Annotated in this window: 9 protein-coding genes; 3 read left to right on the forward strand and 6 right to left on the reverse strand. The window is 52.4% G+C overall.

The window, feature by feature from the left end; genetic code table 11:
- Window positions 1–31 precede the first annotated feature (31 nt).
- The 6 genes from DEF47_RS08815 to DEF47_RS08840 all read right to left on the reverse strand — a co-directional run bounded on the left by DEF47_RS08815 (window position 32) and on the right by DEF47_RS08840 (window position 7,951).
- Entirely contained in the window at window positions 32–1,138 is a 1,107-nt protein-coding gene (locus DEF47_RS08815; protein WP_012189661.1) for an ABC transporter permease, read from the reverse strand.
- Window positions 1,135–2,649: a sugar ABC transporter ATP-binding protein gene (locus DEF47_RS08820; protein WP_012189662.1), complete on the reverse strand. Its 1,515-nt coding sequence runs from the start codon at window positions 2,647–2,649 to the stop codon at window positions 1,135–1,137. The genes DEF47_RS08815 and DEF47_RS08820 overlap by 4 nt, the downstream gene beginning before the upstream one ends.
- A 78-nt stretch (window positions 2,650–2,727) precedes the next feature.
- Entirely contained in the window at window positions 2,728–3,726 is a 999-nt protein-coding gene (locus tag DEF47_RS08825) for an ABC transporter substrate-binding protein (protein ID WP_012189663.1), read from the reverse strand.
- Between the two features lie 196 nt (window positions 3,727–3,922).
- On the reverse strand, window positions 3,923–4,924 hold the full coding sequence (locus tag DEF47_RS08830; RefSeq protein WP_012189664.1) for an ABC transporter substrate-binding protein: 1,002 nt from the start codon (window positions 4,922–4,924) through the stop codon (window positions 3,923–3,925).
- A 192-nt stretch (window positions 4,925–5,116) separates the two neighbouring features.
- The gene (locus DEF47_RS08835) at window positions 5,117–6,667 is read right to left on the reverse strand and encodes a sensor histidine kinase (RefSeq protein WP_012189665.1); all 1,551 of its coding nucleotides are present in this window, start codon (window positions 6,665–6,667) and stop codon (window positions 5,117–5,119) included.
- A gap of 39 nt (window positions 6,668–6,706) precedes the next feature.
- Window positions 6,707–7,951: a response regulator gene (locus DEF47_RS08840; RefSeq protein WP_012189666.1), complete on the reverse strand. Its 1,245-nt coding sequence runs from the start codon at window positions 7,949–7,951 to the stop codon at window positions 6,707–6,709.
- Between the two features lie 593 nt (window positions 7,952–8,544).
- Between DEF47_RS08840 and DEF47_RS08845 the strand changes: the two genes are divergently transcribed.
- The 3 genes from DEF47_RS08845 to DEF47_RS08855 form a co-directional block, all read left to right on the forward strand.
- Window positions 8,545–8,991 (forward strand): Rrf2 family transcriptional regulator, encoded by a 447-nt coding sequence (locus DEF47_RS08845; protein WP_012189667.1) that lies wholly within the window; start codon window positions 8,545–8,547, stop codon window positions 8,989–8,991.
- A gap of 108 nt (window positions 8,992–9,099) precedes the next feature.
- Window positions 9,100–10,623, forward strand: coding sequence for an MFS transporter (locus DEF47_RS08850; RefSeq protein WP_012189668.1), 1,524 nt, complete (start codon window positions 9,100–9,102; stop codon window positions 10,621–10,623).
- A gap of 665 nt (window positions 10,624–11,288) precedes the next feature.
- On the forward strand, window positions 11,289–11,813 hold a 525-nt coding region (locus tag DEF47_RS08855), incomplete at its 3' end, for a hypothetical protein (RefSeq protein WP_287045090.1).

The raw sequence follows: 11,813 nt of genomic DNA on the forward strand, positions 1-11,813 counted from the left end.
TTTCAAAGCGGTGACGCACAGCAATGCGAGGCTATGGGCGCGGGAGATCTCGATTCTCGTCTGGTGTTATTACCGCCGATTTGGGCTGAGTATCCGCACGCACACTGCGACGTTTCACAAGCCGACGATCGGAATAGAGCAGGATCACCAGCAGAACCAGTACTGCCCGTCCAGCGAGCAAGGCGTTCGCTGGCACGCCCAACGTATACATCGAAAGTGTGAATGTCCAGATAACCATTGCGCCAAGCACGCTTGCCAAGAGTGAAAAACGCCCACCAGACAGCATCGTGCCGCCCATTACAACCGCCAAAATCGCGTCTAGTTCATAATTAAGCCCGTTGTTGTTGCCATCGGCGCTATGCACATAGGAGCTAAGGATCAGGCCAGCAAGAGCGCTGCAAAAACCACTAAAGGTGTAGGCTAGCAACTGGACATTCTTGGCGCTAATGCCGCTGTAGTAGGTAGCTTTTGGATTAATACCGACTGCTTCAATAAATAGCCCAATCGGTGTCTTACGCACACCCACCCAAGCGATGATCGCTACCGCCGTGACGATATAGATCGACACTGGCAGCCCTAAAATATAGCCGTTACCAAACCAGAAGTAGGGTGTGTAGTAAATCGTGATAATCTGACCGTTGGTAATCAGCTGGGCAATGCCCCGACCAGCAACCATGAGGATCAAAGTTGCGACCAGTGGCTGAATCTTAGCCCGCGATACCAACAGACCATTCCAAAGACCACACAGTGTCCCTGCCGCCAGCGTCGCCAGCACGATGATTGCCAGTGGGGTATTGGTGGCGTTTCGCGTCAGAATCTCATTTGAAACCAGCTTATCACCAGGCGCGGGGTTGATCAGAACCGCCCCCATAGCCGCCGAGATCGCCATAACAGCCCCGACCGAAAGATCAACGCCGCCAGTGGCGATCACCAGCGTCATACCAAGGGCCACCAGCATCAGCGGCGCACCGTTGTTCAGCACATCGATCAGATTGCCATAGAGATGCCCATCTTGGATGTTGATACGAAAAAATTCGGGGATAAACAGCGCATTAAATCCAAGAATAACTGCCCACGCGGTGAGCACCCAGAACAATCGGCTCTCCCGAATCCGTCTGAAAAAGACCGTATAGTTCATGCCTCACCTGCCATCGTTTGAATAAGCGTCCGATCACTCACCGCGTGGTCGTAGTCGGCCACTTTCGCGCGGTCGCGCAAGACCACAATCCGGTCGCTGATACGTACCACCTCTTCCAACTCAGAGGAAATAAAGACGATTGACATGCCATCCTTGACGAGTTCCAGTACCAGCTTTTGAATCTCAGCCTTGGCACCGACATCAATGCCCCGTGTCGGCTCATCCAAAATCAGCAGGCGTGGCTGCGTAACGAGCCAGCGGGCCAAGATGACCTTTTGTTGATTGCCGCCACTTAAGTTTTTGACCAGCTGGTCGGGCGATGGCGTGCGAATGCCAAGCAGCTTGATGTATTTCTCGGCGATTTCATCCTGCTTCTGCCTGTTAATGAATTTGAACCAGCCATAGCGCCCTTGCAAGCCCAAAATAATATTTTCGCGAATGCTAAGATCGCCTACAATACCCTCAGCCTTGCGATCCTCGGGACACAAAGCGACCCCACGCTTGATCGATTCTTGTGGGGAAAACCGCGTAACTGACTGCCCATCGATCAGCAACGTGCCACTATCAGGCGAAGTCAGACCAAACAGCAAACTTGCCAGTTCGCTGCGTCCGGAGCCGAGCAACCCTGCAATCCCCAGCACTTCGCCGACGTTAATAGCCAGATCAAGCGGCTCCAGCATGCCGCTCAGGCCCAGACCAGCCGCTTCGATCAGCCGTCGTTCATCGGGCTGACGCTCACCTCGCGCTTTATCTTGGGCCAATGCTTGCAATTCGCCAACTACGCGACCAAGCATTTTTGCTACCAGTTCAACCCGTGGGAGATCGGCAATGTCGTAGCTGCCAACGAAACTGCCGTTGCGCAGAATCGTCACTCGATCAACGATTTCGTACACTTGGTCGAGGAAATGCGTGACAAAGACAATCCCGATGCCCGCTTGCTTGAGCGCCCGCATCACAGCAAAAAGCCGTGCAGTTTCGTTGGCATCCAAGCTGGATGTCGGTTCATCCAGAATCAATACTTTGGCCGACGCGATCTCAAGCGCCCGGGTAATCGCGACCATTTGCTGGATCGCGATCGAGTACATTCCCAGTGGTTGGGTCACATCCAGCTCGATGCCTAAGCGCAGGAGCGCTTGGCGGGCCATTTCGTTCAGCTTTTTCCAGTGGATGCCACCAAAGCGCCGTGGCTCATGGCCGAGCATAATATTTTCGGCGACCGAAATATTGGTGCACAGATTGATCTCTTGATACACCGTGCTGATGCCAAGTTGTTGGGCATGCTGCGGCGACCGAATGCGGATAAGCGTGTGCTCTAATTCAATACTGCCCGTGTCGGGCTGCTCCACCCCAGTGAGAATTTTGATCAGGGTAGATTTTCCGGCACCATTTTCGCCCATGAGCGCGTGGATTTCGCCTTTCCTCAGCGTAAAATCAACACGTTCAAGGGCGACGACACCAGGAAACGCTTTGGAAATACCTCTGACGGTGATAAGACTCTGCGAATCAGCCATAACGATCACTCGCCTTTCCCATATCGCCGATTGAGCTTGTTGGGGGAGGAATGATGCCTCCCCCAGTGCCATTGGTAACTAGTATTTGCGGGTTGGTAACAGTTCAGCTGCATTCTCTGGATAGTAGACGGTTTCATTGGTGATGACTTCTGGCTCGACTGGCTGACCGTTCATGAGCTTCAGCGCCAATTCGAATACCTGTGGGCCAAGCAGCGGGTTACACTCAACATCGGCTTGGAACCAGCCATCAACCATGGCTTGGAAACCGCCGCGAGTACCATCAACCGACACAATCTTGAGATCGCCTGGTTTGATCCCAGCAGCCTTGAGAACTTCGATCACGCCGATGCCCATGTCGTCGTTGTGAATAAAGATGCCTTGGAAATCCGTGCCCGGGGTATATTTCTTCAGAAGTGCCTGCATCACAGGGACGGCCTCGGCACGGGTGAAGTTGCCAGTCTGTGAATCGATAATGGTGATGTTGGAATTGAGTTTATTGCGCAAACCCTTTGCCCGACCAACCGCTGCACCAGAACCTGTCGTTCCCGAAAGTTCGAGAATCGCGCCGCCGTTTGGCATCATTTTGTTGAATTCAGCAGCGGCCCGTTCACCTTCCAAGACCATATTGGAGCCGATATGGGTGCTATAGAGGGATTTGTCGGCACTCACACTGCGATCAACGATAATCACCGGAATACCTGCATTCTTGGCCTCGGTCAGAACAGCATCCCAGCCATCCTCAACGACTGGTGGCAGTGCAATCACATCCACGCCCTGCTGGATACAGGCACGCACGGCAGAAATTTGATTTTCTTGCTTTTGCTGGGCATCAGAGAAAACCAATTGCTTAATTCCCAAGGTTGCTGCGGTCTCCTTGATCGAAGCGGTATTGGCGGTGCGCCAGTCGCTTTCAGCCCCAAGCTGCGGGTAGCACAGCACCATATCGCTGTAGGTTTTGGCCCCTGTTGCAGGCGCATCTGGTGCCGTTGTGGGCGCACTCGAGGCACCACAACCAGCTAGCCCGACGATAACCAGGAGCGCCATCAGACGCGCGGCGAATGTTCGTGAAATGCTCATGGAACGTCCTCCTAAGAGAATAAAGCGAAAATCTGGTCAGTAAACCGTCGTTACCAATAAGAAAATTTCGTACTTGACCTGCCTCCATGCTCGTCGGGCGCAGCGTGATACGCGGGAGGCAACCAGTGCGTCCCTAACGGGTCAGTCATGCAGACCTCAATAGACGTGAAGGGTTTCAATAATCGGAGGAAAGTGCCTAGTATTCGCGCTTAGACAATTCCTGCGCGGCGGTATCCTGTCGGTAGATGCCCTCGTCGGGCTTGATCCATTTTTCAACCGGTATGCCGTTAGCCAAGTTCAGGGCTGTGGCGAAAAACAGCGGGCCAAGCAGCGGGTTACACTCGATTGTGGCGTTAAGCTTGCCGTCAATCATTGCTTCGAAGGCAGCCCGTACCGCATCGATCGAAACAATTTTGATATCAACGCCAGGCCGTAGCCCATACTCCTCGATGGCCTCGATCGCGCCAAGCGCCATGTCATCGTTCTGGGCAAACACGCCGTCGATGCTGTTGCCGTGTTTTTGCAGCAACGCTGCCATCTCCTCTTTGCCACGGGCGCGAATGAAATCACCGGACTGGCTGTCGATTATGTGAAGCGCGGGATAAGATTGCAGGCATTCTTGAAAGCCAGTACCTCGTCCGATCATTGGGGCTGAGCCTTGGGTGCCTTCTAAGACGACAATCGCACCTTGACCATCCAGCAGTCGAGCCATCTCACCGCAGGCCCGCCGACCCTCTTCCACGAAGTCTGATCCGATGCGGACACTATAGAGATCATCTGGCACATTGGCGTTGCGATCGAGCAAGATCAACGGAATTCCAGCCTGCTTGACCTCGGCGAAAACCTCGTCCCAGCCAGTCTCGACCACGGGCGAGACTCCGATGACATCGACACCTTGAGCAATAAACGAACGGATGGCCTTGATCTGATTTTCCTGCTGCTGTTGCGCATCGGAAAGCGCCAATTCGACACCAAGTTGATTCGCCGTATCTTGAATCGAGCGGGTGTTAGCGGTGCGCCACTCGCTTTCGGCTCCGATTTGAGCAAACCCGACAACCAGCTCAGGATAAGTTTTGGTCTTGAGATCGAGGGAGGAGGGCGCTACTGCGCCGACTCCAGACGAGGAGCCGCCGCACGCTGCCAGAGTCCAGGCTATGGCCAGTGCGATAGCACAGCGGCAGAGTGCAAGGGCATTCATTGGGGCCGCCTCCTTTGGCGATTTCCAGACCAATCGTGGTCGGTAAACTAATCGGTGTATAGGCATTATAGCGGGCGGTCGAGGCACAAACAATCGTAATTTCTACGCAGAATATCCGCTATTTTAATGATTTTTTAGAGATCGGCGTGTCGAGTTTTTTAGCATAGTGTTCGATTTTTTACGATCAGCCTGTTAGCGAGCAGCAAGCGCCAGTGGCGGTTGGGTGGTAATGCCACGGTAGCGCGGGATGATCAGCGCCACACACGTGCCACGCCCATGTTCGCTTTCGATCGACAATCCATAGTCGGAGCCATAGTAGAGCTTGATACGCTGGTTAACATTACTGATCCCGTAGCCATCCTCGACGATGGGCATTACGCCTGTAACCCACAGGTTCCCCGCCTCCAGCAACGTCCGCACCTGCTGCAGCCGCTCTTGGGTCATGCCAATCCCATTGTCTTCGACTTCGATTCGCAGTCGATCACCATCGAGCCAGCGGCCACGCACCACAATAGTTCCACCGCTCCGCTTATTCTTGATCCCGTGATACAGTGCATTCTCCACCAACGGTTGGAGCGTCAGCTTGAGCATCTCGGTGCTCTGGGTGTCCTCAGGAATATCGATCTGGTAATCGAGGATATCGCGGTAGCGAATTTTCTGGATCGCCAGATAGCTTTCGATATGCGCGATCTCGTCAGGAACGCTGATCCAATCTCGGCCTTTACTGAGCGTAATTCGGAAGAAGCGCGACAACGCCGAAACCAGATCGATAATCTGTGCTGTGCGCTTGGCTTCGGCCATCCAGATAATTGCATCAAGGGTGTTGTAGAGGAAATGGGGGTTGATTTGTGCTTGGAGCACCCGTAGCTCAGCCTTTTTGAGGTTCTCGTGTTCTTCGAGCTTAGCATCAAGCAATTCTTTGATCTTACCAACCATAATATTAAAGCTCAAGCCTAATTCTGTGATCTCGTCGGCGTTATCAGCCATCACCAGCCCTTCGAGATCTTGGCGGGCAATCGTAGTAGTCACATCGTGCAGCTTCTTAATCGGAATATAGATACCTTTTGAGATCCGCCAAGCAGCAACGATCGAGAAGAGGATCGAAGCCATGATCACGCCTATACCACCGATCGCCCAGCGTGTCAGGTCGCTTTGCATTGCCTGATATTGCTGTTGGGTTCGATTAACTTCAAACAAGGCATAGGCTTGTACGTTGCCCTCAATCAACTGGGTAATACTACGAATTTCCTCCATCAGCACCAAATTTTCGGCAAAGGTTTTAGCTTGGGCAATCTGAATACCAACCTTATCGATCAACCTGCGGAGCGTTTGCAGCGTGTGCTGAATAATACCAAGTTTAACGCGACCCTTTTGAGAGCTAGAGTTATCGATCATTAGCTCAATGCGATGGTCGATATCGTTCAAGATTGCATACTGCGTACCTTGGGCAAACGGTTTCTTGCCGGCAATAATCTCCCACAGTTCGGCATCGATCGATGGCTTGATATAGCCGTTGATGCTGTTGGCGGTAGTAATATTTTGAATCAGCACGTCATATTGGGTCTTGTATTCTAGCCCGGGGACAATCAGAAAGATATATGGCACGCTCATCAAGATGACCACCATCAACAATGCCAACAGGATTTTGTCGCGGATAGACAATCGTAGGCGTAGCCGTGGGGCAGCCGCCCACCTAGCCAGCACAACTCCCATCGGCTCATGATTTGGCAGCTTTTCATCCATGATACAAACCCTCTGGTAATCTGGAGGCGACAGTTGGTGCTAGAAGCGCTGACGGAACTCGTTGGGTGGCTGACCGACAACCTTGCGAAACACCGAGTAGAAGTAGCGCGGGTTCTGATAGCCAATACGATAAGCGATCTCGCTGGCCGTTAGGGAAGTCGAGCGTAGCAGTTCGATGGCTTTGCGAATGCGAACTTGGGTCAGGTAGTCGATAAAGGTCTCGCCAACCTCGCGACGGAAGAGCGCACTAAAATAGGTCGGGCTAAGCAACACATGGGCCGCCGCTTGGCCCAACGACATCGCAGGATCGGCATAATTGGTATCGATATAGGCGAGGGCTTTCAGCATAATCGCCCCGCCGTGGAATTGTCCCTGATCGGATGGATCAGACTCCGCTGGGCGCTCGAAGCTACTGATCTGCGCCAATGCCTCAGCAAACGATTGGGGGATCAGGCTGAGTCGCTCGGTGGGGTCGCCGATCCCAATAATCGCGCGACAGCCAAGCTGCTCAGCCACGCGCTGGCGCATTGCAGTGGCTAGTCGCTCCGCCTGCTGGGTCATATCAGCGCGAGTCTCGCCCCTGACGATCAAGATGGTATCTTCGAGGCCATGCTTAAAGGCCACGACCAACGGTGATTGGTTTAAGCTGGCAGCGACAGTCACATCGACCTGCTGATAGAGCGTATACAGCGGCGCTGTAGCGGCGCTCGGTGGCATGGCGTGCATCACCAACACCTGATACCATGGTGCCAGCAGGTCGATTTCAAGGTTGCGGGCTTGCTCCATGAAATCGGCTGCCGAGCTACTGCCAGAGACCAGATCAAGCAGGCAGCGTTCACGCAACATTGGTTGGTGATCGAACATCTGCGCTTGGAGCGTCTCCAATTGTGCCTTGGCTTGACGCTCCCCATCGATCTGGCTGGCGATCTTGCGCAATGCCGCCAGCAGATCTTGGGCAACAATCGGCTTCAGCAAGTACTGCGTAACCCCGATTTGCATTGCTTCTTGGGCATAGCGAAACTCATCATGACCGCTAAGGATTATAATCTTCGTGGTTGGCAGCGTTTCCTTCACAATTCGACACAGCTGTAAGCCATCCATAAACGGCATCTTAATATCGGTGATAAGGATATCGGGTCGTCGCTCACGGATGAGCGGCAGTGCGATTTCGCCATCCGATGCCTCGCCGCAAAACTGATAGCCTGCCGCTGCCCAGTCAATCGCATCGCGAATCCCTTCACGAGCGATGATCTCGTCCTCGACTAAAAAGACTTTGTAGGTCATCGTTGCGCCTCGCATGCTTCGTTGCACGACCATCGTCATAGTTGAGCGTCTCAGATAGCTCGCTTGACGTGCACGCTCCCAAGGCCATATACGCCATGCATGAGCCTTGGGAGAACCAGTCATCATCAACGCAAGTAAATGTTCATTGGTTCATTAACTCTTGCGCACATATGGCGTAGTGGGTGAAATTCATGACTTGTCGGATAGCTCATAACCTATGATGATGCACCAGCCAAGTAAATCCATGACATTTCAATGTTCGAGGGGGACATTCGAAAAGGCCCATCGTGGGGTTCTCTCCTTAGCATGTTCGCGTTATACACTGTCCTTGTTATGCCTAGTCTAGCAGTCCTGTCAAGGCAACAATTGCCGTCGGGTGTCTGCTTAATTGTGCCCTTTTGTTGCAGATTATTAATCGATGATTTTATTCTGCAATACAGATCAGTGTTCAGTAAAAACATTAGAGAAATCGTGACTAATTGTGAGAAGTGGGATAAGGTCATCAAATCATCACCAAACACCTAGGTAAGCATAATTGACAGCCGATTAAAATGTAACTATACTTGTTTCATATTCACAATGAGGCAAAAAACATGAGTGCAAGCAGTCGATTTGCTGTGGCGGTGCATATTTTGGCCCTGCTTGAAACCAATCCTAATCAAGCTCTTTCCTCAAGCTGTATTGCAGCCAGCGTCAATACCAATCCGGTCGTTATTCGGCGAATCTTGGGTATGCTCAACCGAGCAGGCTTGGTCTATACCGAATATGGCGCAGATGGCGGCACTCGTTTAGCCCGTTCTGCTGATGAAATTACGCTCAACGATATCTATCATGCCACCGAAAATTGTCGCATTCTGCCCTTGCATGCTAGCTCGCCCAACCAAGATTGCCGCTGTGGGCGCACGATTCAGCCAGTGCTCAGCACCATTTTTAGCCATGCCGAGGCTGCCATGCAACAAGTATTGGCCAATAAAAGCCTCGCCGAAGTTGTGAATGAGATGCAGTGCAAGCCCAATCCGTCAGCTTTGCCCCATTCGTAATTAAAAAAATCGCGCCAATCTGTTAACGCCCGTGACAATCCTTGTCGTGGGCTAAAGCTGCATGCTATGATGCAGCACGGAGAGGAATTAGCGGTAGGAATCGCAGCTATGACAGAAGCACGTCGCTGGCCATGGGGCTTAATTTGGACAGCCCTGATTATTTTTTTGGCCGCTCTCGACCAAACGGTGGTGATCACCGTCTTACCAAATGTGGTCAGCACGCTGGGCCTTGATGTTGAGCAAGCGCTTGAACAAGGCATTTGGGTCATCACTGGCTATTTGTTGGGCTATACCGTCGCTATGCCCTTGCTAGGACGGATCGCCGATGCCTATGGTCATCGGCGCTTATTTTTGGCGGCGCTCGGGGTTTTCGTGGGCGGTTCAATTGGTTGTGCCTTGGCAGATAGCGTTTGGTCGTTGGTGGCATGGCGCATCGTTCAGGCGATTGGTGGTGGCGCTGTGTTGCCGATCGGTTTGGCAATCTCGATGGATGAAGTTAAGCCAATTCATCATGCAACTGCCTTGGGGATTATGGGGGCCGCCGGCGAAGCTGGCGGGGTGCTTGGCCCAGCCTATGGTGGCCTGATTTCACAAATCCAACTGCTCGATGTTGATGGTTGGCGTTGGGTTTTCTGGCTGAATATTCCACTCGGCGCAGCTTTGGCTTGGGCAATTATTCGCACCTTACCTGATCGGCCTGGTAATCGCGGGGCGATTGATTATATTGGCGGTGGCTTGATTGCGGTTAGTTTGACCGCCTTAACTGTGGCGCTTTCACGCTCGCTCGGTAGTTTGGCCATCGAGCCCAGCGCCGAAAGCGGCAACCTCGATCAATATGCAGTGCAATGGACATCACCATTAACCATTGGCCTGTTGGTGTTGGCAGTGCTCAGTTTTATTGGCTTTATCTGGTGGGAACGCCGCACGACAACTCCATTGATCGAGCTAAGCGCCTTCCGCACCCCAGCATTTAGCGCTGCCAATATTACCAATGTCTTGGTTGGCATGGCCTTAATTGTGGGCATGGTCAATGTGCCGTTTTTCGTCGGAACAGTGTTGGCAGGCGATGCGCTTTCTGGTGGATTAACGTTAATGCGCCTGACCATGATGATCCCGATTGGTGCAGTTTTGGGTGGTATGTTGATGCGCAAGATTAGTGCGCGGTTGGTTGCTAGCCTCGGCATGATCACCACCGCCGTTGGTTTTGCATTGCTGGGCTTTTGGAAAGCAGAAACCAATCAATTCCAATTAACCATCTATTTATTGTTAACGGGTACAGGCTTTGGTTTAGTACTCCCCGCCTTGAGTGCTGCCGCCATTGGCACCGTTGCCCGTGAATCAATGGGCACTGCCGCAGGCTTATTGAATGCATTACGCATGGTCGGAATCACCTTGGGTGTTTCGGCTTTGGCTTCATGGAGTTTGGCCTACCGCGCTAGCCTCAATAGTACGTTGGTGTTTACAATGGAAGATTTCAATACAGGCGCGGCCCAATTGGCCCTAACCCAAAATGAAATGACGGTGTATCACAGCACCTTTTTCGCCGCCGCAGTAGTTTGCTTAATTGCGTTGATTCCAATTTGGTGGCTGCCACGCGAACGCAGCGAGGGCGACACACCACTGTTTGCCTAGGTTTTAATCGAGCATCCTCGACCCGTTATTGGCGTTGCGCCAATCGCCCAGAGCATGGAACAAAACCACTGACGGGTTGAGGATAATCAGCACCAAATTTGGTTGCCGCCGCAGATCGCCAAACACCCTCCTAGCCTCCTTTAATGACCAAGCAGAATAATCCATCCTGCATGTGCGGAACGAATGAGACCCACTAGTTTTGAAATCGATTTAGTGTTATAACCAAATTAATCTAGCAGTGTAGCTAGGTTCATAGCTGCAAGGAGCCAACGATGAGCACGTTGAGTAGTACTTGCCCAGAATGAGGTGCAACGTTCACGCCCAAACTGATCGAAGCGCAGCCAGTTGGTTCGGCCAATCCTGATCATACCTTTGTTGAAGTTGCTGAGACATTCGCTTGCGCTGAATGTGGCGAATGGCTTGAGGCTCAGGTTCGGCGTGAAATTGCCAGTGGTTCGGCGAGCCAGATTGCCCCTAGAGCCGCGATTGCCACGCTTGAAGCATGGGATTGTTGCGGCTGTCGCTTTTCGCCGAGTGGTGAGCAGCTTGCGGCTCAATTTGGTCGGCAAATTCATATTTTTCAACGCCAAGACCAGCAATGGCGATTGATCCTCACATCGCCAAAACACGAGAGCTATACGCTGATCGGCTGGTTGGGCGAGGAAATGCTCATAGCCGATGATGCGATTTGGGATTTAACCAATGATATTATGTTTTGGCAAGATACCCAACGGATGATCTTCGTGAAGGATACAGCCTTTGATCCTCGGCAACTGCTGGTGCTACGGGGTGTGGCAGTTGAACGCCGACCACACTATAAGCAAGTGCTTGAAGCCTACCAACTCAGCACCAATGAAGAAATTCGGCTTGAAATCGGCGATCTGCGCAACGTTAATGATCATGTTGTCTGCTGGAATGTTGCGCGAGGAGCCAGCTTTTGTGTCCGCCCACAGGTTTCGCGAGCTGCCGCCAAGCACGATTCAAGCACAATCGAGCTGTGGCATTACGCTTCGGTGAGTGCCAGTTTTCACCGAAGCGTCGCCAAAACCCTTGAGCGCGGGCTGATTCAACAGGCATGGTGGCAAGCTGCTGGCAGTCTGTTAGCAGTTGCATGGTATCGCGACGTTGAGTTAGCCCCAAGCCAAAGCCATGCCTACGGACTCGTGAAATTCGATGGAACAACGCTTGAA

It is taken from the genome of Herpetosiphon sp., assembly GCF_003512625.1.
In the GTDB taxonomy this organism is placed as follows: domain Bacteria; phylum Chloroflexota; class Chloroflexia; order Chloroflexales; family Herpetosiphonaceae; genus Herpetosiphon; species Herpetosiphon aurantiacus.

Excerpts from the sequence above, each read along its gene's own strand:
- DEF47_RS08840 (WP_012189666.1), bottom strand. The coding sequence starts at position 7,951 with ATGACCTACAAAGTCTTTTTAGTCGAGGACGAGATCATCGCTCGTGAA.
- DEF47_RS08820 (WP_012189662.1), bottom strand. The coding sequence starts at position 2,649 with ATGGCTGATTCGCAGAGTCTTATCACCGTCAGAGGTATTTCCAAAGCG.
- DEF47_RS08850 (WP_012189668.1), top strand. The coding sequence starts at position 9,100 with ATGACAGAAGCACGTCGCTGGCCATGGGGCTTAATTTGGACAGCCCTG.
- DEF47_RS08815 (WP_012189661.1), bottom strand. The coding sequence starts at position 1,138 with ATGAACTATACGGTCTTTTTCAGACGGATTCGGGAGAGCCGATTGTTC.
- DEF47_RS08825 (WP_012189663.1), bottom strand. The coding sequence starts at position 3,726 with ATGAGCATTTCACGAACATTCGCCGCGCGTCTGATGGCGCTCCTGGTT.
- DEF47_RS08830 (WP_012189664.1), bottom strand. The coding sequence starts at position 4,924 with ATGAATGCCCTTGCACTCTGCCGCTGTGCTATCGCACTGGCCATAGCC.
- DEF47_RS08845 (WP_012189667.1), top strand. The coding sequence starts at position 8,545 with ATGAGTGCAAGCAGTCGATTTGCTGTGGCGGTGCATATTTTGGCCCTG.
- DEF47_RS08835 (WP_012189665.1), bottom strand. The coding sequence starts at position 6,667 with ATGGATGAAAAGCTGCCAAATCATGAGCCGATGGGAGTTGTGCTGGCT.